The sequence below is a fragment of the Candidatus Lokiarchaeota archaeon genome, assembly GCA_014730275.1.
Lineage (GTDB): Archaea > Asgardarchaeota > Thorarchaeia > Thorarchaeales > Thorarchaeaceae > WJIL01.
Window position 1 is genome coordinate 20,350 of record WJIL01000096.1, and the last position, 26,841, is coordinate 47,190.

Consider the following 26,841-nt stretch of genomic DNA (forward strand, 5'->3'; position numbering starts at 1 on the left):
TCATTGTCCACGAGCGATGAAAAGTTACAGAACGCGATAATTCAGCTGGATCAGGGTAATGATAAGAAGGCGTTCAAGCTATTCAAGGAAGTCTACGAGGAAAGGCACGACAAGCTGATTTCAAAGGTGCAGGAAAATCCAAAGTCGCCGACTCTCATGCTGGACTCCCTGTATATGATTCACGCCCTAGTCTGGCTTAGAGTAGCAGAAGCAGGAGTCCATAAGGACAAAAGTGTGGAACTTCTGGGCAAAGCTGTTGGAACCATTGAATCAGCCAGGAGTGCCTTTGGACCGCTCGTTACAGGTTTGGCTCAATGGGCTCAGGAAAAGAACATACAAGTTGTACACAAGAAAGCTAGAAGCCTGCTTGAAATTACAAAAGATCTTGAAGATATGACTAAGAAGGCACTCGAAGCTCGACGCAAGATGTAGTTCCCTAAGGAGAATCTGCATACCTGGAGAGCTGACGCGCTTTCACAAAGTCCATAAATAAAAGGTAAGCGCACAATTAAATGTTTGAAGAATGGAGGAACACATTTGATAACAGCTTTTGTCAGTATGTCAGTAACTCCCGGTTCTGACGAGGAACTGATTACCGAATTGGCGAGGGACAACATCGTTTCAGAGGCATGGCTAACAACAGGAGAATACGATGTACTTCTCATTTTGAAGGCAGAAGACCAAGAGGAAGTTAATAGTTATGTCAACAATTCGGTGAGGAATATCGAAGATGTAATCAGAGTTGTTGTAGCCTTCGGCATCGAATCAATAACAGATACTGACTAGAGACGCTCCATATACTCACTCCACGCATCTGCAGGGAATCTTTCTCTCATGATTTCAAATTCTGCAGAAAAGGAATTCTCCAAATCAATATCAAAATGATTGGCGAGCTGAACAAATAATGACAGAACCTGAGCGAATTCACGGCTAATCTCATTCTTGTCAGGTTCATCATGGCCAAGGCCTGTTGCCTTGTAGCCTTCCTCAACGAGTATGTAATCAGATAGTTCCCCAAGCTCCTCCAGAAGATGCGTGATAACCAAAGATGCTGGGAATTTATCCCAACCGCGCTCTGTATGGAACTTCCTCAAAACCTGTTGAATCTCCCGTAGATGCAATCACTTCACCTTCTTTGTAATATTGAGTACTTGAGCTCGTGCTTGGTCAAGAACCTCATCAGGTGGATTCTCCAGTCTTCCTAAAGGTGTATCTTCCGAAAACGGTGATTTATGAAGAAACATGGCTTCACTTACGCGATTCATTAATTCTGTTGGGGGTAGTACTCCAATGGCCATCTTCAATCCCGAATCCATAGAAACAATATTGGTAAGGACCTCCCAAATGCGACCACCATCACTACATCGACATGCAGTAAGAGTATCAGATTCTTCTACTCTGGAAATTTTCGTTATTTCCACACATAGAATGTCAATTGCAAATGCAGGATCAGATGGATAGCGAAGACGATTGCGAAAACCAAAAATCGTCCTGAAGGCATATTCTGTTTCAGCTATCAGTCTTTTTTGACTTGTGTTTTCCGGTTTGAAAGCACGCTCCTCTACGGCCGTTCTATAAATATCCTCGAATTGCCTAATGGCAGAAACTAGTGCTTCCAAGGACTGACTGGATTTGATTTCCTCAGGTTCGTGATACGAGTATTTTATTCCATAATAGGCCTCCTTAGCCTGATCATATAACTCAAGGAGGCGTTTGTAATCCACTTGAAAACGCAAGAGTCTCTTGGAGAATATGTTCTGTAGACGTCTCAGTGCGTCTTCGAGCACCAGAATCCGTGCATCCTTTGCGGTATCCAAGAAATACACCAGAACAGGTGTTTAGAATCGGAGGTAAAAAGGCTATCTTCGGGCGAATAGCCCTAGAAAGCAGGCCAGTGATAGTCGCTCGCATCCTCGAATATAGAGAGAATCGTCTACAAATTCGTATCTTAGCATATAATATATGGCGTAAACCTATCCGGGCAAGTGATATATAGCCAAGAGAATAATCCTATTCAGACACAGGCAACTGGAGATAAACTGACATGATGCAAGCTGTGTATGTCTTGGTGGCTGACAGCGGCCTCTGCGTGCTGGATCGTAAATACGGCACTGCAGAAATGGATCCCAACTTAATCAGCGGATTTCTTACTGCTCTGATACAGTTTGGAGAAGAACTAAGCTCAGGAAACCGTGTACATGTAATTGATTTTGCCAATTTCGACATATGCCTATCCTTGAGGAACAACATAATGGTTGCCGCTGCTATTGATAAAACCGATGACGGAAATGCCGCCATGGCGCTACTTGCAGACATCAACAATGCCTTTGTAAACAAGTACTCCGATGTGCTTGAGGGTTGGGATGGTAACTTAGAACCATTTCAAGATTTCACTGAAACTATAGATGAAATAACCGAGAGAGGAAAGGCTTCAGAGAAGAAGGTCATGGTGCCAGTTCTTGATGGAAGAGTTTCGCCTATGTTGGTCAGACTGGGACAAATGGAACAGGCCACATACGATGTGGCCTCGATGTGTGAAGGAAACCTGACCCCCAGAGCTATAGCAGATCAGCTTGGGGTCAAATTGAAAGAAGTACAAAAGAGTCTGCATAAGCTCGAAGACATGGATATGCTCAAGTGGGTGGAAATAGGCGGAGAATAAACATCTAGCGCCTGCACCTAACACCGTTATTACTACATAACGTGTTCTGCTTTGTTAGGAATTATCGATTACTGTGCTTGACCCCATTCATTACCTGTCGCAATGAGAATCAGGCCTATGACAATCAGCCCAGGTGCCAGTACGCCAGGGATGGTATAGGATCCGAAAATCACATCCATCAGGAAATGTCGTCCTGCATGTACCACCCTTCCCGCAAACAGGACCATGAATCCCAACCCAAGCAAGAAATTGGACTTGCGAAGCATACCCCCAGAGACCCAGGCAAGGTACCAGAAAAGAAGTGGGATGAAAAGCGCGTATATTCCTCCGGCCGCACCAGAGAGCAGGAATCTCTGTATAGGTGTCAAAGGATAAAATGCCAGCACAAAACCGATGATGACAGCGGGGATAGCAAACAGAGCCTCCGCCCATCTCTGACCGAAAATCATGAAGCCTGCGGTTGCTGAAAGTATTGCTAAAGCCATCCACTGGAAGAAAGCACCAACACTAATCCACGGTGAAAGCTCCGGAAGAAACGGATTCAAACCAAGGTCAGGCAAACCACCATACAAAGAAGTCGGATCTGCGTAGAAATCACCTACAAAATAAAAACATCTGCCTAATGCAAGCAAGAGAAAGAAAAGCGCCATTGCCAGCTGAAATGGATTCCTGCTGTGGCGGTATCGGAAGGCGGCTAGAAAGATAAAGACGAAGAAGTAATAGCCGACGACGAGGAACCAAAGGCCCACATGTACTTCGCGTATAATCATGTCAATAGTCTGCAGCAATGTATTGTTCTCTCCATATTTGTGGATCAGGCCGGCTGTTTGGCAAGTACTACTGTATACACTCTGATGTAGTGAAGGTTCCAAATAAAGATATTCTCTCTGGGGTGTTCACGCAAAGAACCCATATATTATGACCACACGAAATCTGTATTGGTGTCAGCTTGAGCGGAATGAGCCTGTGGAAACTAAAAAGTGCAAACAATGTCAAGAGTTTTCATGATATCCGCATGAAAGTAGGAAACAAAGTCATTCGCGCATATCTGCTTGATGGATGCTTCGAGGAAAACCGTATTGAGAAAAAGAAGCTATCTCTGAGGGGGCCGAAGGATGAGTTCTTTGACGCAGCAAAATTCCTAGTACTGAAGGTAGGAACAAACGAAGAAGAATATGCCTTCTTGATTCAAGCTGGAGTTTATTCCAACCTTAGGATAGTTGGTGTTGATAAAGACAACATCGTCGACTCGGAACCGGATGAAATAGTTGATATGGTTACGGAGCCACTTGAAAACCCATCAGAATATGATTCCCGGATAGTTCTCAGTGATGATACAAAAATAACTGGTTCTAATTGACTGAAGGCACACCAATAGGGAATAGGAGAGAAGTACAATGCTGAGACGGGTCAGATGTCCGGTTTGTTCAGTAATAATGGAGCTGTCAATAACTAGGGACATGGTTCAAGATAAGAAAGAGTTCCCCGTGAGCGTGCGGATTGATCACGAGGACCATCATTTCTATGTGAATCTTGATAGCGAAGGCTCAATTACCGACATTCTGCATCCAGATTTGTGTGAACCGGATTAGCCGATGTATCTATCTGGTGGGCTCTCGTCGATTTCTCCAGAGGAAATTTCACGTTGAGATAGCTCTTCTTCCGCCCATTCAATCAATTCTTCTACACGCTTGGCTTTCTCCTCAAGAATACTGAAATCAGCCTTTAGACCCACTAAATCACTGAATCGTTCCACTAGCGCCTTAGACGACCGATAATCAAGCTTCACAACACCGAGCGTCTCACCTAGAAGACAAGCTCCTTCCATATCATACATTGTCGCGCCCCAGGAGGGGATAACACCATTGGCTCCCGTGATAACACCATTCTCAGTGGCCACGGCACCGGGCAGTTCCATTATTTCATCAAGTAGTATATCTGAGCTAGCAGAAGCAAATATGCGCGGGGGGTTCGGGTAGTGAGCAAAGAAATTCTTGTATTCCTGTTCATAAGCTGCAAGCGCATACACCCTAGAAACCCCCATCTTTGTGAACTCTTGAATCACGAAGTCGGCATACTCCAATACGCCACCCTCTGACTGCGGCTGAAAATCACCGGTTAATATGATGAGGTCATGACCTTCGTCAGGGGCTGATCTATACAGATGCATTGACGATCGGGGAAAATGGGACTTGCCATTCCGAACTAGAATTTTCGGAGGAAAGTATTTGCTGAAGAAATCAGCTATATGTCTTGCATCAAGAACTTGCCGTAGTGTTTCCACGGATATTTTGCCAACAGCGCCTATCCCAGGCAGTCCTACCACAGCAATCGGATTACTTAGTGAATCAGCATCTATATCCATAAAATAACGGCTAAACATCTCTTTGTAGCACCATCACATTACATGGTAATCAGATGCTTTTGGCACTATTGGTGTCGTGTTAGAGACGGTAGAAATCGGTTGCATTGCGGGTAGTGCTTTCTGCGACGTCTTTCTCGGACATATCCAGATGATTTGCGAGCTTCTCACAACCGATTCTTATGTTTGCAGGTTCGTTTCGATCATCGGTTGGTGATAGATAAGGACCATCAGTTTCAAGCATGATTTGATCCACGGTCATAATCTCCGCAGCTTTCCGTCTCTTGTGGTATTTGTCGAAATTAGCAGGCAGGGTGATGTACCAACCGTTATCCCGAACACGTCTAGCTACTTCAGGACTGCCCTCAAAACAATGCATGAGGACTTCGCCATCAAAATGGTCTTCCAAAATATCCGTAGCATCTGCCTCTGCCTCCCGGGAGTGAATAACCAACGGAAGATCGAGTTCTTTAGCCAAATCTATGAAATCAAGGAATAATTCTTTCTGGAGTTCGCGTTTGTTCTCGTCCTTGACCCAGTGATAATCCAAACCAACTTCTCCAACCGCCACAATATCATCGGCGTATTTCTTAGTCATATCGATTATTGAATTGGCTTCATCTCTCGTAAGGCGGCTCACTTGTGTGCCGGGACTATGGTACACGAATCCGGAGTATTTCTTGAGTAAACCCAGTGTTCGCCGAAATGAGCCAGTACCGATAGAACAGGTGACCATACCAATAAGTCCTGCTTCTTTTGCCCGTTTGACAACTCTATCACGGTCGTGTCGATAATGACGCATGTCAAGATGGGTATGCGCATCAAAAAACTCCATTGGGGTATCCTCAGTGATATGTTTGATATGGGCTAAGGATTGGACTCCTCATCCTTTTTGATTGCCTTGCGGACATAGCTGCCGAAATCAGAGGTTTCACCATCACGTTGGATCTTTATTTTCGGCCCTTCGCCCTTCAGACGGCGTTCGATGTATCGAATTTCTTGTTGGCCGATTTGCCTTCTGAGCCCTCTATATACTATGATAGACAAAACGATGTTTTCGATTCTGGAACCGATGGAAGGTTGCTCTTGCTTGAGTGACTCAAGATATGAGAGAGCATTAGGTGAGAGGTATTTTTGCAGTATACGTGTTCTTTCTGCCTGGCTTTTCTGTTGACGCTCTTTCTGTTCCTTGAGTTTCTTCTCGCGAGCAATCATCTTGGCCATCTTTTTTCGCCTAAGCATGGCCAATTCAGGATCTTCAGGCTCATCTTCATCCATTGCCACGACCTCGAAGCAACCCTCTAGATTAGCCTGAAAAGGCTACCGATAGGGAGGTCTTTGCTATAGAACAATAAATGAAACTAGAAAAGGAATGCAACACACAAATCATCGCTAGTTAGGTACCTCATTAGAAACAGGTTATACAACCAAAAATTCCTTTTTAGGGCCTTCTAGATGACAGAATCAGTTGAGAACTACTCCCCGGAGAATGAGAATGCCTGAAAATCAGAGATGCAAGTGGTTAGATAGGATCAAGAAGGGATATGCCTGCAAAGTCCGTAAGCAAGTGCTACCCCTTGCTGAAGTAACCTCAAAATGCTCGAAAGCCGATTCATCTAAGCTCTGTCTAGATGCCTATGAAGCATTGACGGAGGGAGAAGAAGCTAGACAAAACCAAAGCACTGATGCTTTTCCATGGTTCCTCCAGGCAGCACATAACTTCCAAGAACTAGACGAGAAAGATAACGCGATTCTGGCTTTTCGAAGGGGAGTAGACTTCGCAGCAGAAATGGGGCTCGTTGGAAGAGGATACAACTTTTTCCGGCAAGCAAGAGAGATATTTGAAAGCGGAATAGATGCCCCCGAAGAAACCATCGAAGAGATAAAAGAGAAACTTGCTGATTCTGGATGGGAGCTGATTGACTCCGCTGAAAGAGCCTCGGAAAGAGATATGCAAGCAGATCTACAAGCAGAACTGAAAGCAAGCATTATGGAAGGACTTAATCTGAAGAAGGTTGAGCGGGAAGAAGGAGAGCATTTTGTCGTTGTAGATAGGGGGAAACTGTATGCAAAGAAATCAGAAGAGTATCGTGAAGGTGCTCAGAAATACTTGGAATCAGGTATTGATCATAACGCTATTCTTTTTGCTTGCATGGCTGCAGTTGCAGATTTGATGATGGGGAATGCGAAACGTGGTCTTGATTATCTTAGGAATTTCGCGAAAGCCCAAGGACTTAGACAGAAGATACGGAATAATGTGAGCTTCACATGGGCTAAGCTGCTGTTCAAAGGAGCAATAGAGCGTGATGTGGAGGCACTAGATCAAGCAAGAAAGATTTTCTTGCAGGTGCCATTTGGTTTTAAGGATGATAGAGAATTTGGCAGGCGTGTAATGGATTCGATATACAGTGAAGTTACTGGGGAATCCTAAGCTTAGAAATGAAGAAGGCATTTGTCTTGTCAGTATGAGGGAAAAGACGCCGCACACCACTACTGCACTTGAACCCGTTGTACCCTCTCGAGAATTTCAAATCGAGATCCACCAATTCCACATCCCGTGACTGGAGAATAGAGTCTATTTGCGATTCTCCTTCATGCGGTAGCAGGGAGCAGGTAGCGTATACAATCTCAACACCAGGGGAGTTTTGGAAAGCTGTTACAATGGAATCAAGGATTTTGTGCTGAACAGTCATCATGGCTGAAAGGTACTGCTTGTTAAGGCGCCATTTGTAAGATGGATCCCGTTGGAGAATACCAGTCGATGTACAGGGAGCGTCAATCAGGATTTTGTCACTATCCCGAATAGGTGGATAAGAGGCGTCAGCCAGAAGCCATTCTGATAGGCCACATCCCATCTTCTTGCACCGTCTGACGCCCAGACGAACACGGTCGCGATAGACATCGCTAGCCACCAATCTCCCACTCGACCTAAGGTTTTCAGCGATGAGTTGTGTTTTCATTCCAGGAGCCGCGCATGCATCCCAGATAGTGTCGTTCTCGCTTGGCGATAGAGCATCTACTGTAGCCACACTTGCTTTATCATGAATCAACAAGCCCCCGCTTTCAAAGGGTTCGGACTCGATTATTGTGTCAATGCCTTCAGTTACATGATACAGACCGTCGTAATCTTCATCCGGTATCAGCTCTGCATCAATATCATTCAACAAATCAAGTTCTTCTTCATCCGAGACGAGTAACCTGTTCAGTCGAATGTAATGCTCAGGAGAGGAGTTGTTCGTTTTCATAAGATCGATGGCTTGTTCATCAGACATGTTCTCAAGGAGAGTCTCAACCATGAAAGTGGGATGCGAGAGCATGATACTCAGCTGTCCCACACGGTCAAAGCCTGCAATTGATTCTTCAAGATTCAAATCGAGAGCTCTTCGAATGGTTGGCATCACCGGCCTTTCAGTTCTTGGATGTTCTTCTTGAATGGAGCTGAAAGAAACACCTAACCATCTGCCCTCAAAAATAGCCAAGCGCAATGCTGCTTTTCTAGTGAATGATAGAGATGCGGGACTTCGATTCTTGAGAACCCGTGCGATAATGAAATCAATTGTGTTGAGGCGCTTGATTACACCAAGAACAAGCATGTTCAATGAGGCTGTATCTTCTCCAGAAAGACTGGTCTCCTTAGCTGTTTCTCTTAGTATAGCTCTTGCAGAAGATGAAATCCGCTCATATCTTGAAAGGACTGAAATAGCGAGTTTTCGAATTCGAGAGCTAACGCGGTTTGCATTCATTCTCAACTTGGTCACATTCACATGGTAGGACTACTGGGGCCTGCATGTACATATTTCATACGTGAAAGCATGACAGGGAAGAATTTACCACCAATAATTCCAGAATCCTTGTATCCTCCCAGATGGGGCATATTAGGATCAAAATACAAGTGATCTTGATTAATAGTCACACCGGCTGCCTCTACGCCTTTAGTCCATTGCTGAACTACCGATTGGTCTTCAGTGAACACCGATGATCGTAGTCCGAAACGTGAAGCATTGGCGATAGATATCGCCTCATCAACACTATCGACAGACAGAACTGGTAAAGCGGGGGCAAATACCTCCTCCCGCATGATAGCCATATCCGGATTGACATTGGTAAGCACGGTTGGTTCATAAAATAGCCCCGCCGGGTCTTCATTGCCAAGATAATCCAAACGGCGGCCGCCAGTGACAACTTCGGCACCCTTAGCCCGTGCTTCTTTCATCTGATCCAACAGGCCATATAGAGCATTAATACCAACAGGGGGCAAGTCAGTCTCTGGATCTGAGGGGCGACCCACATTCAGTTTCCTTGCCTCCTCTATAACAAGTTCAACCAAATCATCGTGTAGATTCTCTTGTACAAGCAATCGCTTGATGGCCATACAAGCTTGGCCACTTCCAAGATACCTCCCTTTTACAATCATCTTGGCCGCAAAATCGAGGTCTACGTCTCGTCCCCAAACAAGACAAGCATCACTTCCGGCCAATTCAGGAGCCATCTGTATTCTTCTAGACAGAGCTTTGGACCAGAGCTGGATGCCAGTATCACTGTCCCCATACCATACTATGGCACTTGTTCGGGAATCATTCATGAAACGCCTCATAAGCTTCTTCCCGCCACCTGTCAGAACCTGTACCATAGCTTTTGGAAATCCCATTTCTAGGAAACGATTCATGAACACACGCCCCAAGAGAATAGTGCTCAATGGTACTTTGCTTGGGGGTTTGATGATTGTCGCATTTCCAGCCAGAATCGATGAAGTTATACTCAGGATTCCTAAAGCGAGTGGTGAGTTGTAAGGAGTAAAGAGGCATGCTACACCAAAGGGTTCTCTAAAGCGGTAGTTTTGGCCACCGTCACGACCTGGGTCTTCTTGGACATCAAGCTGCTCCGCCCAAATCTCGAAAGTCTCACGTTCGAGATATTCGGTGAACATGTTCCATGTCCATTCAAATGTCTTGATGGGAACCCCTTCTTTGATAGAAACTTCGCGAACCTCTTCGAACTTGTCCTGGACATCAAGTCCCGCTTTGTAAAGTCCATCGACTCTGTCATCAATGGTCAAACCGTTGCCTGAAATTTTGAGGGGGTTGAAGAGGTCAAGATGGTCACGAACACCTGCAGCTAGGGCTTCATCTATGTCCTTTTCACGGGATAGAGACACTTGGGCGTACGTTATGTCCTCAAGTTCGTCTTTCGAGTATTCCGGTACACCATGATGTTTTCGGTAATCACGAAGATACCTCATGGCACCGTGATCTGAAGGAATAAGCCAAGGTAGTCTTGTGAAGGCTAATCTCTCTAATGTTGAAGCTTCACGTAGCTGGAGCGCTATAGCCAAGCCAGGATTTGCCACAACTGCATCCATATCGGGAAATGATAGATATTCGCCTGTGTCACGTTCTTCTGCATCAACCAAAATGGGATAAACACTCATCGATAATCCTCGTGCAGCTTCTTAAGTCACAATGGCCACACGACAGCTCTAAGAACATTTCGGCCTAGACCAACGGTCTCTTGTACATCTGAACTAGCATTCCATCTGCTTGTTCATAGGGCTCTCCCCATGGTTCGAACCCAAATTTCTCCATCAAGCGTTCTCCAACTTCATAATCTGCAAGAATGTTGCAATAATTGCGTTTACAGCCATGTTCGCGTCCATAATCGGCGAATTGTTTGTACATAGCAGACGCCAAGCCGGAGCCACGGCATTGCGGGGCAACAGTTTGATGTTCCCCGTAAAGCCCTTTATCGGTAATCTTGGCCTTGTACACACCCACTATCTTGCCTTTCAACCTACTACCGAAGTAATGGTATCCTTGACGCATCTCGGCAATGATATCTTCCGGTTCATATGCTCGTGATTCCCGCCAATGCTTTGGATAAGCCTTTGCAGTCGGCCATACTTCTTTGAAGAGCTCAGAGATTTCTTCGGCATCCTCTTCATTGAATTCAACTATCACGATATCCTCTGCCGGAATGTGAGCCATGGGAATCTGTCTCTCCCACTCATCATGAGTGAGGATTCTTTCATAAATCAAATGGAACTGGAACTATGAACAGGATTCTGCCCAATTATATGCTTCTTGGATAGGGGTACAGGCACCGCATTTATGGCATCCAGCAACGGTATCGTTCGGGTTAAGATTATGCTTGAGAAGAATGTTCCCTACACTCTTGTAGAACTCTATGGTTTCATCAAGATGTGAAACATAGGAGGGGGTGTAATCTGTTAGTTCACTCCGCGAAGCTGGGCGAACAGGAGCAACAACAGGAAGTACACCCTTCGCGGCAATTTTCTCCATGAATTGAAGGGTAGTTTCATGATTCTCCCCAAAGCCATGTAGGATGAACGTACTTACATGCCCTTGTTCAAAATACTTCAATGCATACTCCCAACTATCGATATACAGCTTCACAGATCCATGTTCGGCCTTTCCAGGGCAAATCCGTTGCCGGAGTTCCTCATCTGCTATTTCAATATGCATACCAATAGCATCAGCCCCCGCCTCAGAAACACGAGCTATGTACGATTTCTCTTGGGGTGGTTCAAACTGTACACCTATGGGAATATCACTAATTTCACGAATTGCTTGAATCGTATTCTCCATTCGTAGCGCACCCATATCATCAGACGGAGGTGTGCCAGTCGTTAGGAGAACATCTTCTGCTACTCCTTCCTCCTCGGCCACGGCCACAACTTCGGCTAATTTAGAAGGCTTTTTTTCCAAAAGGGTCCTACCATTGCGATACGATAGCGGAATGGTACAGAATCGGCACTGAGTACCACATTCCCAATATCTGCAGGTCTGATAGAGTGTGGTAGCTAGGGTTCCTTTGCCATGCAGCAGTGCTATCTTCTTGTAGGAAATTCCGTCATCTGTCTCTTTGTCGTAGAAACGCGGTTGCGGAACCATTTGCAGTTCAACCGTATCGTCATAGACCCATACCGTTGGGTCTTCAGTTGGCTCCAAAGGTGCTGAACCGTATTTTTTTGCCTCGGCCCCACGGCGTATTGGAATCCCACAAACTGTCCCCGTAGGCAGTATGAAATACCGGGCCCGGACCGGACCAGCCCCACCACTTCTCCCAGCGTATTCTTCGGATGGAAGCACAGCACCCTCAGTAAGAAGCCGTGCTTTCAGCCAAAGTACGCTTTCTGAATCCATTCTCGTCACACAGTCTTTTGATATTCTCTTCCTAATCTCTCTTGGTGTCCCGACTATTAGACCGATTATTTATAGATTCAAGTATGATTTCTGGCAAATCGAGAACCTTAATGCCCTCGCCAGCCTGTTTTGCCAGCATGTTTTTGCAGAAAGGGCAAGCCGTAACCAGTACATCAGCTCCAGTCATGACAGCTTCAGAAACTCGCTCCTGACCAATATCGGCTGCGTGATCTGAAAAGAGAGTCCTCAATCCCGCACCGTTGCCACAACACAAAGAATCCTCACGATTACGTTCCATTTCTCGGAGGCTTTCTTTACTAACAGCTTCAAGAACCTGCCTAGGCTCTTCGTAGACGTTCATGTGTCGACCTAAATGACAGGGATCATGATATGTAAGAAGAACATCCCTTAGCTGAGTGTCAGCTTTCTCCATATTTTCAGATAGAAACTGGCTGATATGCTGCACAGGTTTGTTCAGCTCATATCCCTCTTCGGCATAATCAACAGTAAGGGCTTTGTAGCAACCAGGACAGGTTACTACTATAGCTGAAGCATCAATCTTGTTCAGAACTTCAACATTGTGTTCTGCTTGGTCAAGCGCCTTATTTCTGAAACCGGTTCTGAAAAGTGGAGACGCACAGCACCATTCATCCTCAGGAACTATGACCTCATAATCTAAGTGTGAAAGGAGCTCCACTGTTGCCTCGGCAATTTCCTTTTCTCGATATGCAGCAGTGCAACCGGTGAAGTAGATAATGCGTTCCTGTCCATTTTCCTGGGATCGAAGCCAATCATTGCGTTCAACGTGTGGTTCACCAAATGGATTATGCTCCTTTACAACAGCCTCTACCATCGAGTCGAGAGCAGGGGGATAACGTTCTTGATCTACCAGTTCGGTTCGTACCTTCTCTACGATATCCGCTATGTCAATCTCAGGCAAGCACCATGTAAGGCAATTCGAACACTCCAAACATTGATACAATACTTCGATGCCGCGGTCATCCAAAGAACGGGTTCCTGTAACATGTTGATGGATGAGAAGAGCTCTTCCGTGAGGAGTTGGTGAATCCGAACGCCATGAAATGAAAGTCGGACAAGCATGTCTGCAGAGTTTGGGACATGCTGCACACATCCGAACGTCTTCCTGGAGTTCGTCTGATAACATCAGCGCACCCCCAGTCCCAGCTTGCCAGGATTCATGATACCATTCGGGTCAAGTTTATCCTTTATCTTTTTCAACACTCCAAAACTTGCCCCTAATTCTTCCTCAACATACGTGCTCCGTAGTGTTCCAACACCGTGCTGATGGCTCATCGTTCCGCCATGCTCTAAACATGCTTCAACGCCGTCATCCCAGATTTTCTTATACGTATTCCAAGCTGTCTCTGCATCAGGCTGTGAAGTGAAGAAAATCATGTAAATGGAACCACCATTTTCATACATGTGACTAAAGTGTGAAAGAACAAATGCCCCGTGTTGCTCCATAGCTTCTTTCATTGCGTGGTAGACATCTTCAAGACGATCATAAGTGGCAACAATGTCTATTGTATCGCCTATAGAATAGCCACCAGTGGTGAGCTTGGTAGGGTAGTACATATCGTATCGATGGTCCCACCAATATTGAGAGGGTTCAACACCGAAGTCTTTGCCCCCTTCTCGTAGGCAAATATCTAAGCAAATCTGCTCATCAAGCTCAACCTGTTTTGAGCTTCCATCGAATGCAAGCAGAAGCATGCAGTCCCCCTCGGGTACTTCAAAACGTGTAGAAATATGCATTGCTGTATCTTCGGGGTCATATAATCGAACTACTGATGGCTTAACATCGGCCCTGAAAATGCCTTTGATTGCCTCTAGGCCGCTATGGACATCTGGAAATGACACACTCCGAAAGCGTCTTTCGTCCGGTTTTGGAAAAATCTTCACTGTAGCCTCGGTTATGACCCCCAGTGTTCCCTCAGACCCGATGAACAACTCGCGCAGATCGGGCCCGACAGAATGTCTGGGAACCGCCTTACATCTTGTTATGGTACCATCCGGAAGAACAACCTTCAGACCTAATGTCAAGTCCTCGATTTTTCCGTATTTCGATGACATGGAGCCCCCAGATCTCGTGGCGACAAACCCGCCGAGATTGGATGCTCTCAGTGAAGTTGGAGTATGACCAGTAATGTAACCGTGACGATTGATTTCCCGCTCCAATTCGATTCCTACGATTCCAGCTTGCGCGGTAACCAACATAGATTCCTCATCGATTTTGAGAATCTTGTTCATTCTCTTCAAATCGAGCTGAATACCACCATAGATAGGTAGAGTGCCACCACATGTACCAGCACCGCCCCCTACTGGAATCACAGGTATTCTCATCTCATTGGCTAGTTTCAATATATCCGTTATTTCTTCGTCATTTGCAGGAAACACAACGAAGTCTGCCTTGGGGAGTATTTCCCCAGCACGAATCTTCGCTTCACTCAAGGGCCAAGCATCATGAGCATTAAGAATCGCATCTGTTTCCTGAGGATATACATGTGCCTTACCAACTACGTCGATAAGAGCATTGAAAGCTTGGTTCTTCTTCTCTGCATCAATCATTGGAAGTCTTCTCCTCAAAAGGCAAGTATTTGGCAACGAACACGCTCAAATCATCCACATCGATGGATGAGCCACTCTTGAAAAGGCGTGTTTCTAATTGTGAAGTGCATAGAGGGCAAGGAGTAACAACTCGATCAGCATCAGTATTCTTTATGCCTTCCACATTCTCCTGCGTAACAGCATCCGCAATAGCACTGGAATGATAGGCCACGAGACCTCCCCCACCGCAACATGAGTCTTCGACTTCTGAAACAGAAACCTCCACACCGGGTAAGCAATCAAGAATCTCGAGAGCTTCATTCATGAGCTGTCTCGAAGTGTGTCGAATAAGATGGCATGGATCGTGGACGGTAACAACCACTTTGCTTCCGGAGGTTTCTTGTTTTGCTGCTTCCTTCAACTTCTCAAGCCCAATAACCTCTCTAAAATACTCAACTAGGTGATAGACCGGCATATTCCAATCATCACGAGACGCCAAATATGATAGATTAGAAGTACATCCAGCACAGGTCGTCACAATCTTGTTGACACCTAATTCATCGAGTTTTGCCTTTAGCTCATCAGCTAGTTCTCGGGCGGTTTGATCATCCCCCATTAATCTAGATGGAAGACCACAACAATTCAGTTCATCGAGCAATGTATAGTCGACTTCAAAGAATTCCAAAACGGCCTTTCCAGCTTCTTTCACTTCTTGGGCTACCTCTTCTGCTTGACAGCCAGGATAAAACAGTACTTCGGCATCTCTTACGACACGGTCGGGGATAACGGGTAATCCAAAACGTTCGCGTCGCATATCACGGCTTGCTTCTTTCTCCTCTTCATCATCCCATGGTTCAAACGCAAGATGATGCTCCAGGATAGTCTCTCGTACGGTATGTAGGCCTTTAGGTACCAAATCAGGACGATGCTCGAAAATCCTAGCTCTAATTAGGTTGACTATTTCGGGGATATCGACATTCTTTGGACACACTTCACGACAAGTCCCGCAACCCGTACAGAGATAGACCATGTCACCCGCACTCCAGTATTCCGGGGGTGACCTGCTCAGCTCAACAGCAATACTTCGGGGACCTGAGAAACGGTTGATTCCCACTGCAGCGACAACAGGACAATGGTTGATGCAGGTTCCGCAATTAATGCAATTTTCGATACTTGCGACCACGTCAAGTTCATCAGGCTTGTAAGGAGATATACCCTCTTCCTTTAGCGTCTGTTTAACAGTCTCATATGCTTCTTCCTCACTCATCATTCTGCACCTCGCAAGTACTGAGATACATGCTTCCCCGCTAGACTCCCAGATAATAGAGCAACTCCTAAACCACTCTTCTCTGTTGGATATCTGTAACCTGCTATTGCAGAACCTGCGCAGAATATGTTCTCAGCAACTGTTTTTCCGTTTCTTCCAACCGGCTTCAAAGAACCGTCCACGGGTACACCACATCCGTAGATTGCGTGGCCATCCTGAGATATAGCAATACGTTTTGTGAGTTCTCTTGGGGGAATATTCCGTGCTGATTCATACTGTTCCGTGACGACGGGTATATCAAAAACCGTCTCTCTAAGGCCATCTTTCTTGCCAGCCACTCCTCCGCCGATGAATTTCCCAGTTGCCAGCACAATCGCTTTCGTTTCAATAGTAAGAGAGCGAGCTGGCCCCCTAACCTGAAGTGAATTGATGTCAGTATCACTCAGGGCTTTTGGTTGACATTCATAGCCAATCATCAATGAACCACCACTGTTCTTGAAGACTTTCTCAAGAGAGCGTTGAAGACGCATCCCGGGTATTGAAGGCGGCAAGGCGAGCAATTCGAAGACAGTAGTTCCCGTAGCCTGCTCCAAGGCTTCTCGGATTCTTTGAGGATGATGGAGGCCCAAGACAGGAGGGAAAGCGATGTGAGTGGCACCCACGGATTCTGCTTCATGGGTCAAATCATCAAGCATAGGTTCCATTTCGTCACCACCATGGTCAAAATGACGTGCCAATTCGATGGAAGAAATATTCTGTTTGGAACCATGAGGTGAGACGGATAATTTACAGTGACCAACTTTGCGTGGAGGAGTCTTATCCGATAGTTGATTATCAACAAATGTGCGAGCTGCTACCTCAGCATCGAAATCCTGATGACCAGGAAAGCCCACGAATAATAAGCAGCTATCAGGGTCAGACATAAGGTTACCAGGGTTCATGCTTTTCTGGAGAAGGCAAGTTGGTTTTGTCGTGCCCAGCATAGTGATAGATTCGATATTCTTGTCAAGCGATCCATGCAAGGACGCAGGAGTTTCCTCAAGTCCATCTTTTAGCCATGATATGGCCTCGCCCATATGGTACTTCGATAGTTCAGTCTCCTCAATGACAGCTGAAGACACATCTTCGAGGAATCCGTACGGATGAAAAGCATGAGAATTAGCCAGTGAAATCATTCCTTCAATAGGAGACGCAAAAGGATAGCATGATCCAGGCATATACCCAGCAACATCGATAGCTCCAGAAGAATACGCAGTTGCGCTTTGTCCTTTTCTCAATACTGTGACATCAAAACCCGATTCTGATGCAATACTACCTGCAACTAAGCCGGCCATGCCACCGCCGATAACTACCAAGTCGCTCTCGAGGTCCATCAGCAAATTCCCTCCCATGGCTTTCGTTGATACTCTGCATCAGACTGGTCAATATTGCCTACACAGGAGTATATTCCCTGCATCAGCTCCTCTTGGCTCAGTTGCTCGCCTCTCAACGATGGGCGCTTTCCTTTCCAACGTTCAGCTAAGTAGTCCATGATTTCAAGTTGATAATCGATACCAGACCAGTCAAGTTCCTTTGTAAGAATGGCTGAGGCTTTGTATGTACAGAAAGTACCTTGGCAAGGGCCAGTACCCAATCTTACTCGCCTTCGTAGGTCATTTAGGGAACGGGGGAATTCCTCTTGTATCGAGTATCTCAATTCAGCTTCCATTATAGGTTCACATGTGCATACAGTAGTCTTCCATTCAGGGTGGGCATCGGCTAGCTCAAGCACTTGTTCAGCCTCAGTCCCGTGGCGAGTGCGCATGCGCTCAACCATATGCTGTGAAACACCATATTTCTTGGAAAGCGCTAGAACATCAACATCACCATCCATTCCTGGCAGAGGCTGCATATGGGTGTCACATGTTTTATCTACTCCAAGCCATTCGCAAACCATATCAGTAACAGATTCAGCCATGTGACGACACATCACAAGCTTTCCTCCGACGAAACTGAAGATACCAGGAGCGTCATCCTCATGGGCGAGTATATCATAGCCACGGGTCACATCATCTTCTGGTTTCTTCCAATCAGCAACCAGCGGGCGAACACCCTCCATTGTTCGAATGATTCTTGCTTCGCGAACAGAGGGAACAACCCACTCCATGCTTTTCAGAAGATACTCAATTTCATCGCTGCTAGCCACAAGCTTGTCGGGATCCTCCCAAGTGTCGAGAGCAGTTGTTCCCAACAAAGCTGTATTCTCGTGAGGGAATAAGTAAATCATCCGGCCGTCGACAGCCTTTGCAATGATACCTACATTCACGACTCGTCGGTCAAGAATAACATGCGCTCCTTTGTTTGGCCGTATCTCCACATTCGCTGAAGCCATATCAGCTACTTCATCAGCCCATGGTCCCGTTGCGTTCACAACGCAATCTGCTACAACGGATTCAGTCTTTCGAGAGACTCTATCAAAGAAAGTAACCTGATTCCCACCCCCGTCCAAGTTTTCGATGTCATGAACCTCACAGTATGTCCTTACAGACGCACCATTTCGCTGTGCATCTAGTGCCTGCAAAAGACACAAGCGGAAGGGGGAAATGAAGTATTCCTCGAAATAAATTGAAGCAATGATATTCGGATTCAGCGTTGGCTCTATCTCGAGCGCGTCCTCAGGAGTCAAGAACAGAACCGGTGGAACATCTCTTGTCTCTGCACGTTTCGAATACTCTTCAGCGAAATTTCCACCCGTAGAAACATCACTCATCTGCATCAAAGGTGTAAGAATAGGATTCTTCATAATGAGGTGTCGTGCAATTCGTCTGAAGTGAACGACCTCTTCAGAACACATATCGACAATGTCAGGTTCATCCATATACTTCAGACCTGACGAAATCATTCCTGCACATGTCCCAACAGTTGCAGAAGCGATGTCATCCCGTTCAAGCAGTAGTGTTTCGAGTCCTCTCATGGCACAATCGCGTGCCACTGCTGTTCCTGTGCTGCCGCCACCAATGACGACAACGTCATAATCATAGGCCATTCTTGCTCATTTCTCCAATCATGGATTCGGACTTTTGTCTGGATTATCAAAGGTGCCTTTTCATCATCAGATACAAGGGTTTCGAAATGTCGAAACCTTTGAACTAGGATATCAATTCCATGATTTCGTCCATTTCGGCCATCATTAATTTGTTGAAGGTGGCGAATCGCCGCATGTATACCTCAACATGCTCGGGTATTGGCTCTCGGCGTTCGTCGATATGAAACATGTTGTCAACAGCTTCTTCGTAGTCTCCATAGAGCTTGGTACCAACAGCTGCGAGCATTGCCGCTCCAATGACTGTAGAATCACGAGAGCGCGGAAGAACTGTTTCTTTGTTTGTACAATCAGCTTGAATTTGTCGCCATAATGGAGAATTGGTTCCACCTCCATCAATCCTGAGTTCCTCAAATTCCATTTCAAGCATTCCCTCCATCATCTGTACATAGGATTGAATACCATAACCATTGGCCTCCATGATGGCACGCGCTACATGTGCTCGAGTATGATTGAAACCGAAATTGTAGAATATACCTTTCTGATATGCCATGAAGGGAAACACAACTAGGCCATCGCTCCCAGCAGGTACAGATTCTGCAGATTCGCAAATAAGATCGTATACATCCTGATCCGTTTGGTCAGCTAAACGTCGTTCTCTCTCACAGAACTGGTCACGGTACCAGCGGAATGCTAGACCGGTTCCGGGGATAACACCTTCAAGAATCCATTCCCCGGGTATCGCCGAAGGATTACTGAACATCACGTAGGGATCTTCAATGAAACCATCAGTTGGAGTAGTGACGAACGTCCCAGTACCAGTTGTGGCTTTCACCAATCCGGACCTTGTAGTACCCGTTCCCAAGGCGGAACATTGCTGATCTCCACTGCCCATAATAACGGGGGTTCCGGCTTTTAGAGATGTCCGTTTTTCAGCGTAAGCAGAAACTTCGCCTATCAGAGTTCCAGGTGTGACAATTTCCACAAGCTTCGATTGTGGTATACCTGTTTCTTCGCAAAGCTCATCAGACCATCGAAGAGTATCATGGTCGATAGGTCCGTAGCGTGCATTGGCTGGTTCACTCACCAACCTACCACATAACTTGCTGTTGATGTAAGCATCGAGATGAACAAACTTAGCTGCCTTTTCGAAGATTGTGGGTTCGTTTTCTTTGAACCAGAGTATCTTGTTAACACTCTTCCGTGGTCCAATCTGGTCGGCAATCTCCTTGGCCTTCTCTGATGACCGATTATCAACCCAAGTTACAGTTGGCGAAAGGGGTTCTTGTTCCTTATCAAGAGGTGTTATGCAGTCCCTAGTTGTAGTTGCTATAGCTGCTACAACACCCTCGGGGCCATGTTCATAGGCGGCCACTGCACGTTGCATAGTGTTTCCTGCTGCTCTCCAAAACGCCTCCGGAACCTGTTCGTGCGTTTTCAATCTGCGTGGTTTTGCAGGATATTCCTCATAGGCCCTGCTCAATTCATTTCCTTCTTCATCAACAAGAACCGACCGGGCACCAGTAGTTCCGATATCAAAAACAGCAAAGACTCTGTCACTCATACAATCACCCATGTTAGAGAACATATTGCTTGGTGTAGAAGTACCATAAGACTCCTTCGCCAGTAGTATTATGAGGGATAGAAATGGCAGAAAGCAAAATGAATGACAGAGCAGTCATGACGAAGATTGCAGACCATTTCTACTTGATTAGAGGAGACAATCGGTCCCGCTTTCCCGAAGCAAACTGTGTTCTTGTTGATGATAAGATTTTGACGCTAATCGATGCCGGTGCCTCCCTCAACAACATCAAGCAAGGACTTGCGGTATTAGATTATGCAATCGAAGATCTTGATAGAATAGTCCTTAGCCATTTCCATATCGACCACAAAGGGTATGCCAATCACATTCATGAAATTACGAATTGCGAAGTAATCTGTCACAAACTAGCAGACAAAGGAGTACAAACGTTTGAGGGGATGGTCGATTACTATGGCATAGATGGGCATAGATTCTATGATGATTGGGGTCGGTTCTTGAAACAGAGATTACCCCACGTAACGAGAGAATACAACGTTACAGGTCATTTTACAGACGACACACCTATCGACTGCGGCCAAACACAAGTAATACCACTCCATACACCGGGGCATACTATTGATCACACATGCTTTGGGCTTGGCGGTTACGAAAAGCTAATGCTAGTAGATATTGACTTGACTGGTTTTGGCCCATGGTACGGCAACGAAGTAAGTGATGTTGATGAATTCAGAGCATCAATCAGACGTATACGAAGACTCAAGCCAAAGATTGTAGTAAGCGGTCACTTACAGAAACCAATCAGTAGGAACATAGAACACAAACTGAAACTCTACCTCAACAAAATAGATGAGCGAGACAATGAAATATTGAGATTGGTGTCGAAGGGTTACGATACAGTTCAGAAACTGGCTAATAGGCCTACAATCTACCCTCGAATACCCAGAGATCTCTTTCTAGTTTTCGAGGAATTCATGTTGCAGAAACATATCGAATCCCTCGAGGCCAAGGGGCTGCTCAGTAGATCTGAAGAGGGGACTCTTCGAGCTGAATCCCCTCAGTAACAGTAATCAGAATACGAACTATTATTCGTGCTGAAATTCTGGTTTCCGCTTTGATAGAAACGCGTCTACCCCTTCTTCTTGATCCTTGGTGTCGAAAGTCTTGCAGAATGCATCCTTCTCGAATTCAAGATTTTTGTCTAGTGGGTCTGTCCATGCTCGGTTCAACGACCGCTTCGCCAGGTCAATTGCCACACCAGGTTTCTTTGCTAGCTTTTGGGCTAGGGCCTTTGCCTCCTCCTTAACCTGAGTGACAGAATCGAAAAGCATGTTCACAAGTCCATGTGAGCAAGCATGACCTGCATCAATGTGGTCTCCTGTGAAAATCATCTCTTTAGCAAGTCCAAGGCCGATAAGGCGAGGTAATCGAACAGTACCGCCGAATCCCGGAATAATCCCAAGATTGATCTCCGGTTGACCAAACTTCGCATTCTCAGAAGCATATCGGATATCACAAGCCATCGCGATTTCACAGCCACCACCAAGAGCGAACCCATTTACTGCTGCAATTACAGGTTTGCTCATTGATTCAATATATGTACAAAGCTCTTGCCCATTTTCCGCTAGCTCTCGAACAGTCTCGGAATTCCTGCCTTGGAATTCACTGATGTCAGCACCGGCGGCAAATGCTTTTTCGCCTGCTCCGGTTAGTACAACTGCCCTGATTTTGTCATCCTCCTCTGCCTGTTCGAATAGCTCGCGCATTCGAAAAACAACAGCAGAATTAAGCGCATTCAGTTTCTTAGGACGGTTGATTGTGATTATCGCCACACCTTCGTTAGTATGGTATAGTACATCCTCATCAGACATTGTATTCCTCTCCAGATGAACTCAGTATCTAAAATAGAGGCGGGTATCATGGTAATAAGCATCCGGGTCAACTTCCAAGAACAAGTGAATTGGAGCCCTCTTTGTTTGTTCCAATAGCCTTTTGTACCTGAATTAACTATAATTATTATTGAGAGGAAATGAGAAGAGCTTGGCGAATAGCATCCGAAGATGAAATAAGGGAAGGCAAAACCACGGATGTTTACTTTGATCGAACTGTCGAGATACTTGAAGCAGAGAATGTGAACCCAATAGTGCACGCTGAATTCACGGTATCAAGTATACCTAAGAACTATGAATGGGGCGTTACTGGTGGAATTGATGATGCGCTCAAGCTCTTGGAAGGGAAAGAAATAGACGTATATGGCCTTCCGGAGGGAACTGTATTCTGGGCAAGAGGAAGTAATGGTGTTCGAACCCCAGTTCTTGCGATAGAAGGCCACTATAGAGAATTTACTGCAATGGAGACACCTGTGCTCGGGTTCATATGTCATACTTCTGGAATGGTTACAAAAACAGCACATGTGCGGCTGGCCGCTGGCGACAAGCTCTTGTTATCCTTCGGTGCCAGAAGAACACATCCAGCCATTACGCCCCAAGTGGCATATGCGGGATACGTAGGTGGATGCGACGGGGTTTCATGTGTCTTAGGTGGGGAGCTGCTGGGCATTGAACCATCGGGAACCATGCCTCATGCACTGATTATTTCGTTCCAAGACCATAGAAAGGCGTGGGAAAGCTACGACAAACACGTTGACAAAGATGCTGCCAGAGTAGCCCTTGTTGATACCTACTTGGACGAAGTAAAGGAGTCAATCATGGCTGCAGAAACGATTGAAGACCTAGATGGGGTTAGACTGGACACACCCAGCAGCCGCAGAGGTAGTATGAAGAGAATTCTACAAGAAGTGCGATGGGAACTTGATGCACGGGGATTCGAAGACGTTGAGATTTTTGTTAGTGGAGGGCTTGATGTTGATTCGGTCACAGCATTAAGAAAGGTTGGAGCTGATGGTTTCGGCGTGGGAGGGGCAATAAGCAATGCACCAGCTGTGGACTTTGCAATGGATATTGTGTCCATGATTTCGGATGACGAATGGATTCCTGTTGCGAAGCGAGGTAAATTCTCTGGCAGAAAACGGGTTTGGCGATGCAATGACTGTCTGCGAACACAATCAAGCCTTCTAGATTCAAATCCTGGAGTGTGTCCAGTTTGTGGGGGGAAAATGGAGAAACTGACTGTCAAATTGATGGAGGATGGCGAGATTCTTCAGGCACCAAAATCGCCAGATGAAATTAGAGATTCAGTACTGAAACAGATTAGGAGATTTGATGATATTGGTAGACACGATTGATGCAGATAAGACAGCCGTAATCATTGTAGATATGCTCAACGACTTTGTGAGGCCAGACGGTGCTCTTCCTGTGCCGGGAGCCGAAGACCTGATTCCAAACCAACAGCGAATTCTTGAGAAGGCAAGGGAAGAGGGGCTTTTTGTTGTATATGTTGCTGATCACCACATGCCAGATGACGAAGAATTCGATGTGTGGGGCGCGCATGCAGTCGAAGGTACTGAAGGTGCACAGGTTATTGACGAAATAGCACCCAAGGGAAATGAAAAGGTAATTCCAAAACGAAGATACTCGGGATTCTTCGGGACAGACTTGGATTTGACACTCCGTGAACATAACATTGAGAAGGTCATTATCTTTGGCGTACTGACCGATATATGTGTCAACTATACTTCTGCTGGAGCAACAGCGCGGGGGTATGATGCAGTTGTTGTCAGTGACGCAGTCTCCAGTAATGATGAAGAGGATCACAAATTCGCACTGAAGCACATGCAGAAAGTCCACGATACCGAAGTGGAGACCACTGAAGAAATCCTATCTGCCTTGAACTGATAGAATGGCGCGTTTTATGAGAATGTTGTTACTCAATATTGAGTATTGAAGAAGTTTTATGTAGTAGAACGTTCTGCACCTATAGAGACAGTTAGCAGGGCTGAACAGAACATGAATGTCGAAGCATGGAAGAAATCACTTGAATCTATGAAATCTTCTCTACTTCTCAACTTCCGTGCACGCTCACTAATTCTCCAAGAAGTAGCACTAGATCAAGCTCGAAAAGAAGGCAAGGATGTTCAGTTTGTTGGTTGGCATGAGAACGAAGGCCGCCGACGAATTCAAGATATCAAAGAAATAATCGATGATGCTTTAGCTCAAATCGATGAATCGGACTACAAATCAGCCGCTAGAGTGTATCATGATACCCTTCAAGACGTAGCTCGTTTAGCTAGATGGACTAAGTTGCTGGAAGAAACTGTAAAGCATTCTGGGAGCTGAAACAAAAAGAAAGAGGGCAGAATTGCCCTCCTTTTGTTCTATGTTAGACTAGCCATTTGTAAGTAACGAGTCGTTCGTCCACCTCATCAAAGGCTAGTTTCATATCCATACCGATTTCAGGCACACTCATCAAGTTCGTGATATGAGCTGTAAGGCGGAGTCCGGATGGGAATTCTCCAATTCCGACCACATAGGGAGCCTTTGAAGAGAGGGTTTCAGGAGCAAAATCAACTATAGTATAACTATAGAGTTTGGCCTCCCGTTCCTCAAACTCCTCAAGCTCGCATTTGCTCAGGTCGTCCTGGCAATGCTCCCTTGGAGGAAGGTACTCTCTCCCGCATTCTGTACAAACGCTCTTCATCAAGGTCCCTTCTGCAAGTGCGTCCAAGAAGTCCCTGAGGAAAGGTGTTGTCGCTTCATCTGTTGTGTATCCAAGATATACTTCGTCTGTTGCCGCCATAGTTTTACCAACCCCGCTCAAGAATGAAGACGTTAACGAATTGTCCGCTCTGCCCAACATTATGTGCTAGACCGATCTGGACATCATCGATTTGCCGTGAAGGTTCTCTAGCTTCGCCGCGCATCTGGCTATATATTTCATAAACCATACTCACTCCCGTTGCTCCTAGTGGGTGCCCTTTACTTTTCAGGCCGCCATCACAGTTGACGGGAATCGAACCATCGTGATATACCTCTTTGTTCTCGATGAGCTCGCGACCTTTACCTGGTTCAGCGAACCCGAGGTCCTCATAGGCAATAAGTTCTGCAATAGTGAAGCAATCATGTACCTGAGCCATATCGATGTCCTCTGGCCCCACACCTGCCATATCGTAAGCAGCCTTTGCCGCAGATTTCGCTCCAGGTATTGAAGTAAGGCTTTCACGATCCTGAATCATCATACTCGACGCTCCGGCCCCAATACCTTTGATCCACATTGGTTCATCAGTAAATTCCTTGGCCTTTTCTTCCGCAGCGATTACAATGGCTGCGGCTCCGTCGGAAATAAGTGAACAATCATAGAGATTTAGAGGGCGCGTTATTGGTACTGAATTATGTGCTTCCTCTACTGTCACCGTCCTTGGTAAATGTGCATATGGGTTTTGAGCACCATAGTGATGGCTCTTGACTGAAATCTTCGATAGGACTTCATGAGGTAAATCATATTCAGCCATGTACCGCGAAGCCATCAATGCGTAGAATGCAGGAAAACTAATACCATATGGGTATTCCCAACGCATATCACCAGCTTGGGACATGTATTCCGTCGCCTTTGCTGAAGACACCCGGTTCATCTGCTCTACTCCTAGCACTAACATAGTATCGTACAGACCAGCTGAAACCATTCCCCAGGCAGCCCTTAAGGACGCCGTACCCGTCGTACATGCAGATTCTACCCTGAGGTGTGGTTTTTCATGTAGTCCCAGGTAATCTGCAATAAGGGCGGAACCTGCACCTTGCCCTGAAAACTGGGAAGCCGCGTAGGACAATACCGTTGCGTCAATCATGTCCTGAGTTATACCCGCATCGTATATGGGCTTGTACGCCTCAGCACTAAGCTCTCTCATTGTCGCGTCTAGCCGTTTACCAAACTTCGCGTGGCCAGCTGCGACTACACCAACTTTTCTCGCCATCATTGAAAACCTCATTTTTCGAATATCTAGGTTGCGGCACATTAACGAGGGTAGTCTTAAGCTTGACGATTGCATAAAATCTCAATTAAAGGAAATCTCGCTTATGCACTTCATGTAATGCGATCTACTTCACTTCTTTTGCCAGCTTGGGATGCTCGTTCTCAAGATGATCACGATATTCTTCATAAGAATCAAATTCTTTCTTACAAAGTTCACAAGTCCATTTATCGTTAATTGGAATTCCCTCCGTAGAAAAAAAGGAAACTAAACGGATAAGCATCATGTTTTCGGAATATAGTAGATTGGTGTTCTAAGAAATTCGCAATCATCACTCAATAGTAAGCTGTTTTGCAAGCCGGGGATGTTTTTCTTTCAGGTGGCGATCATACTCGTC

Annotated in this window: 29 protein-coding genes; 10 read left to right on the forward strand and 19 right to left on the reverse strand. The window is 45.8% G+C overall.

The genetic code is table 11. The features are described from left to right. The first annotated feature begins 3 nt into the window (after nt 1-3). Together GF309_10750 and GF309_10755 are read left to right on the forward strand one after the other, a co-directional pair. A complete protein-coding gene (locus GF309_10750; protein MBD3159256.1) occupies nt 4-432 on the forward strand; it encodes a hypothetical protein in 429 nt (142 codons plus the stop codon). A 105-nt stretch (nt 433-537) separates the two neighbouring features. After that, on the forward strand, nt 538-786 hold the full coding sequence (locus GF309_10755) for a hypothetical protein (GenBank protein MBD3159257.1): 249 nt from the start codon (nt 538-540) through the stop codon (nt 784-786). Here GF309_10755 and GF309_10760 read toward each other — a convergent pair. After that, on the reverse strand, nt 783-1,121 hold the full coding sequence (locus tag GF309_10760) for a hypothetical protein (GenBank protein MBD3159258.1): 339 nt from the start codon (nt 1,119-1,121) through the stop codon (nt 783-785). The genes GF309_10755 and GF309_10760 overlap by 4 nt on opposite strands. Next, nucleotides 1,122-1,829 (reverse strand): hypothetical protein, encoded by a 708-nt coding sequence (locus GF309_10765; GenBank protein ID MBD3159259.1) that lies wholly within the window; start codon nt 1,827-1,829, stop codon nt 1,122-1,124. A 215-nt stretch (nt 1,830-2,044) separates the two neighbouring features. Here GF309_10765 and GF309_10770 point away from each other — a divergent pair, with 215 nt between their 5' ends. Then, a complete protein-coding gene (locus GF309_10770) occupies nt 2,045-2,662 on the forward strand; it encodes a hypothetical protein (protein MBD3159260.1) in 618 nt (205 codons plus the stop codon). Nucleotides 2,663-2,730: 68 nt separating this feature from the next. Here GF309_10770 and GF309_10775 read toward each other — a convergent pair whose 3' ends face one another. After that, nucleotides 2,731-3,450 (reverse strand): hypothetical protein, encoded by a 720-nt coding sequence (locus tag GF309_10775; protein MBD3159261.1) that lies wholly within the window; start codon nt 3,448-3,450, stop codon nt 2,731-2,733. A gap of 161 nt (nt 3,451-3,611) precedes the next feature. On the opposite strand from GF309_10775, the gene GF309_10780 reads away from it, so the two are divergent. Both GF309_10780 and GF309_10785 read left to right on the forward strand, forming a co-directional pair. After that, nucleotides 3,612-4,022 (forward strand): hypothetical protein, encoded by a 411-nt coding sequence (locus GF309_10780; protein MBD3159262.1) that lies wholly within the window; start codon nt 3,612-3,614, stop codon nt 4,020-4,022. A gap of 37 nt (nt 4,023-4,059) precedes the next feature. Then, nucleotides 4,060-4,254 (forward strand): hypothetical protein, encoded by a 195-nt coding sequence (locus GF309_10785; GenBank protein MBD3159263.1) that lies wholly within the window; start codon nt 4,060-4,062, stop codon nt 4,252-4,254. Here GF309_10785 and GF309_10790 read toward each other — a convergent pair. The 3 genes from GF309_10790 to GF309_10800 form a co-directional block, all read right to left on the reverse strand. Then, nucleotides 4,251-5,045, reverse strand: a complete 795-nt coding sequence (locus GF309_10790; protein ID MBD3159264.1) for a hypothetical protein — start codon at nt 5,043-5,045, stop codon at nt 4,251-4,253. The genes GF309_10785 and GF309_10790 overlap by 4 nt on opposite strands. A 61-nt stretch (nt 5,046-5,106) precedes the next feature. Next, nucleotides 5,107-5,859, reverse strand: coding sequence for a hypothetical protein (locus tag GF309_10795; protein MBD3159265.1), 753 nt, complete (start codon nt 5,857-5,859; stop codon nt 5,107-5,109). 32 nt (nt 5,860-5,891) lie between these two features. Beyond that, a complete protein-coding gene (locus GF309_10800; protein MBD3159266.1) occupies nt 5,892-6,302 on the reverse strand; it encodes a hypothetical protein in 411 nt (136 codons plus the stop codon). Between the two features lie 217 nt (nt 6,303-6,519). Here GF309_10800 and GF309_10805 point away from each other — a divergent pair, with 217 nt between their 5' ends. Beyond that, nucleotides 6,520-7,455, forward strand: a complete 936-nt coding sequence (locus tag GF309_10805) for a hypothetical protein (GenBank protein ID MBD3159267.1) — start codon at nt 6,520-6,522, stop codon at nt 7,453-7,455. On the opposite strand, the gene GF309_10810 is transcribed toward GF309_10805, so the two are convergent. The 10 genes from GF309_10810 to GF309_10855 form a co-directional block, all read right to left on the reverse strand. After that, nucleotides 7,439-8,773, reverse strand: coding sequence for a hypothetical protein (locus GF309_10810; GenBank protein MBD3159268.1), 1,335 nt, complete (start codon nt 8,771-8,773; stop codon nt 7,439-7,441). The two genes, GF309_10805 and GF309_10810, sit on opposite strands and share 17 nt — an antisense overlap. Nucleotides 8,774-8,784: 11 nt before the next feature. Then, nucleotides 8,785-10,452, reverse strand: a complete 1,668-nt coding sequence (locus GF309_10815) for an aldehyde dehydrogenase family protein (GenBank protein MBD3159269.1) — start codon at nt 10,450-10,452, stop codon at nt 8,785-8,787. A 64-nt stretch (nt 10,453-10,516) separates the two neighbouring features. Further along, nucleotides 10,517-11,005 (reverse strand): GNAT family N-acetyltransferase, encoded by a 489-nt coding sequence (locus GF309_10820; GenBank protein ID MBD3159270.1) that lies wholly within the window; start codon nt 11,003-11,005, stop codon nt 10,517-10,519. A gap of 63 nt (nt 11,006-11,068) precedes the next feature. Continuing rightward, nucleotides 11,069-12,184 carry a radical SAM protein gene (locus tag GF309_10825; GenBank protein MBD3159271.1) on the reverse strand — a complete coding sequence of 372 codons (1,116 nt, stop codon included), beginning with the start codon at nt 12,182-12,184 and terminating at the stop codon, nt 11,069-11,071. 31 nt (nt 12,185-12,215) lie between these two features. Continuing rightward, entirely contained in the window at nt 12,216-13,349 is a 1,134-nt protein-coding gene (locus tag GF309_10830) for a hypothetical protein (protein ID MBD3159272.1), read from the reverse strand. After that, the gene (locus GF309_10835; protein ID MBD3159273.1) at nt 13,349-14,773 is read right to left on the reverse strand and encodes an FAD-binding protein; all 1,425 of its coding nucleotides are present in this window, start codon (nt 14,771-14,773) and stop codon (nt 13,349-13,351) included. The genes GF309_10830 and GF309_10835 overlap by 1 nt, the downstream gene beginning before the upstream one ends. Further along, nucleotides 14,766-16,022, reverse strand: a complete 1,257-nt coding sequence (locus GF309_10840; GenBank protein MBD3159274.1) for a 4Fe-4S dicluster domain-containing protein — start codon at nt 16,020-16,022, stop codon at nt 14,766-14,768. Before GF309_10840 ends, GF309_10835 begins: the two co-directional genes overlap by 8 nt. Continuing rightward, a complete protein-coding gene (gene glpB, locus GF309_10845; GenBank protein MBD3159275.1) occupies nt 16,019-17,410 on the reverse strand; it encodes an anaerobic glycerol-3-phosphate dehydrogenase subunit B in 1,392 nt (463 codons plus the stop codon). Before glpB ends, GF309_10840 begins: the two co-directional genes overlap by 4 nt. Beyond that, entirely contained in the window at nt 17,392-19,044 is a 1,653-nt protein-coding gene (locus GF309_10850) for an FAD-dependent oxidoreductase (GenBank protein MBD3159276.1), read from the reverse strand. Before GF309_10850 ends, glpB begins: the two co-directional genes overlap by 19 nt. Nucleotides 19,045-19,147: 103 nt before the next feature. Then, entirely contained in the window at nt 19,148-20,629 is a 1,482-nt protein-coding gene (locus GF309_10855) for a hypothetical protein (GenBank protein MBD3159277.1), read from the reverse strand. A 59-nt stretch (nt 20,630-20,688) separates the two neighbouring features. Between GF309_10855 and GF309_10860 the strand changes: the two genes are divergently transcribed. Further along, nucleotides 20,689-21,645, forward strand: coding sequence for an MBL fold metallo-hydrolase (locus GF309_10860; protein MBD3159278.1), 957 nt, complete (start codon nt 20,689-20,691; stop codon nt 21,643-21,645). 21 nt (nt 21,646-21,666) lie between these two features. Here the strand turns inward: GF309_10860 and GF309_10865 are convergent, their stop codons facing one another. Further along, the gene (locus tag GF309_10865) at nt 21,667-22,452 is read right to left on the reverse strand and encodes a crotonase (GenBank protein ID MBD3159279.1); all 786 of its coding nucleotides are present in this window, start codon (nt 22,450-22,452) and stop codon (nt 21,667-21,669) included. Between the two features lie 158 nt (nt 22,453-22,610). On the opposite strand from GF309_10865, the gene GF309_10870 reads away from it, so the two are divergent. From GF309_10870 to GF309_10880, 3 genes are all read left to right on the forward strand, one after another. After that, complete coding sequence (locus GF309_10870; protein MBD3159280.1) at nt 22,611-23,825, forward strand: nicotinate phosphoribosyltransferase; 1,215 nt, start codon at nt 22,611-22,613, stop codon at nt 23,823-23,825. After that, on the forward strand, nt 23,803-24,375 hold the full coding sequence (locus tag GF309_10875) for an isochorismatase family protein (GenBank protein ID MBD3159281.1): 573 nt from the start codon (nt 23,803-23,805) through the stop codon (nt 24,373-24,375). Before GF309_10870 ends, GF309_10875 begins: the two co-directional genes overlap by 23 nt. Nucleotides 24,376-24,486: 111 nt before the next feature. Beyond that, nucleotides 24,487-24,816, forward strand: a complete 330-nt coding sequence (locus GF309_10880) for a hypothetical protein (protein MBD3159282.1) — start codon at nt 24,487-24,489, stop codon at nt 24,814-24,816. A 43-nt stretch (nt 24,817-24,859) separates the two neighbouring features. Here GF309_10880 and GF309_10885 read toward each other — a convergent pair whose 3' ends face one another. Together GF309_10885 and GF309_10890 are read right to left on the reverse strand one after the other, a co-directional pair. After that, complete coding sequence (locus GF309_10885) at nt 24,860-25,336, reverse strand: hypothetical protein (GenBank protein ID MBD3159283.1); 477 nt, start codon at nt 25,334-25,336, stop codon at nt 24,860-24,862. After that, on the reverse strand, nt 25,281-26,522 hold the full coding sequence (locus GF309_10890) for a thiolase domain-containing protein (GenBank protein MBD3159284.1): 1,242 nt from the start codon (nt 26,520-26,522) through the stop codon (nt 25,281-25,283). The genes GF309_10885 and GF309_10890 overlap by 56 nt, the downstream gene beginning before the upstream one ends. Nucleotides 26,523-26,841: the final 319 nt, after the last annotated feature.

Bases quoted from the DNA above. Each gene is read 5' to 3' on its own strand.
- GF309_10770 (MBD3159260.1), top strand. From the start codon at position 2,045: ATGATGCAAGCTGTGTATGTCTTGGTGGCTGACAGCGGCCTCTGCGTG.
- GF309_10785 (MBD3159263.1), top strand. From the start codon at position 4,060: ATGCTGAGACGGGTCAGATGTCCGGTTTGTTCAGTAATAATGGAGCTG.
- GF309_10790 (MBD3159264.1), bottom strand. From the start codon at position 5,045: ATGTTTAGCCGTTATTTTATGGATATAGATGCTGATTCACTAAGTAAT.
- GF309_10795 (MBD3159265.1), bottom strand. From the start codon at position 5,859: ATGGAGTTTTTTGATGCGCATACCCATCTTGACATGCGTCATTATCGA.
- GF309_10800 (MBD3159266.1), bottom strand. From the start codon at position 6,302: ATGGATGAAGATGAGCCTGAAGATCCTGAATTGGCCATGCTTAGGCGA.
- GF309_10805 (MBD3159267.1), top strand. From the start codon at position 6,520: ATGCCTGAAAATCAGAGATGCAAGTGGTTAGATAGGATCAAGAAGGGA.
- GF309_10815 (MBD3159269.1), bottom strand. From the start codon at position 10,452: ATGAGTGTTTATCCCATTTTGGTTGATGCAGAAGAACGTGACACAGGC.
- GF309_10820 (MBD3159270.1), bottom strand. From the start codon at position 11,005: ATGGCTCACATTCCGGCAGAGGATATCGTGATAGTTGAATTCAATGAA.
- GF309_10825 (MBD3159271.1), bottom strand. From the start codon at position 12,184: ATGGATTCAGAAAGCGTACTTTGGCTGAAAGCACGGCTTCTTACTGAG.
- GF309_10830 (MBD3159272.1), bottom strand. From the start codon at position 13,349: ATGTTATCAGACGAACTCCAGGAAGACGTTCGGATGTGTGCAGCATGT.
- GF309_10835 (MBD3159273.1), bottom strand. From the start codon at position 14,773: ATGATTGATGCAGAGAAGAAGAACCAAGCTTTCAATGCTCTTATCGAC.
- GF309_10840 (MBD3159274.1), bottom strand. From the start codon at position 16,022: ATGATGAGTGAGGAAGAAGCATATGAGACTGTTAAACAGACGCTAAAG.
- glpB (MBD3159275.1), bottom strand. From the start codon at position 17,410: ATGGGAGGGAATTTGCTGATGGACCTCGAGAGCGACTTGGTAGTTATC.
- GF309_10850 (MBD3159276.1), bottom strand. From the start codon at position 19,044: ATGGCCTATGATTATGACGTTGTCGTCATTGGTGGCGGCAGCACAGGA.
- GF309_10855 (MBD3159277.1), bottom strand. From the start codon at position 20,629: ATGTTCTCTAACATGGGTGATTGTATGAGTGACAGAGTCTTTGCTGTT.
- GF309_10860 (MBD3159278.1), top strand. From the start codon at position 20,689: ATGGCAGAAAGCAAAATGAATGACAGAGCAGTCATGACGAAGATTGCA.
- GF309_10865 (MBD3159279.1), bottom strand. From the start codon at position 22,452: ATGTCTGATGAGGATGTACTATACCATACTAACGAAGGTGTGGCGATA.
- GF309_10870 (MBD3159280.1), top strand. From the start codon at position 22,611: ATGAGAAGAGCTTGGCGAATAGCATCCGAAGATGAAATAAGGGAAGGC.
- GF309_10875 (MBD3159281.1), top strand. From the start codon at position 23,803: ATGATATTGGTAGACACGATTGATGCAGATAAGACAGCCGTAATCATT.
- GF309_10880 (MBD3159282.1), top strand. From the start codon at position 24,487: ATGAATGTCGAAGCATGGAAGAAATCACTTGAATCTATGAAATCTTCT.
- GF309_10885 (MBD3159283.1), bottom strand. From the start codon at position 25,336: ATGTTGGGCAGAGCGGACAATTCGTTAACGTCTTCATTCTTGAGCGGG.
- GF309_10890 (MBD3159284.1), bottom strand. From the start codon at position 26,522: ATGCAATCGTCAAGCTTAAGACTACCCTCGTTAATGTGCCGCAACCTA.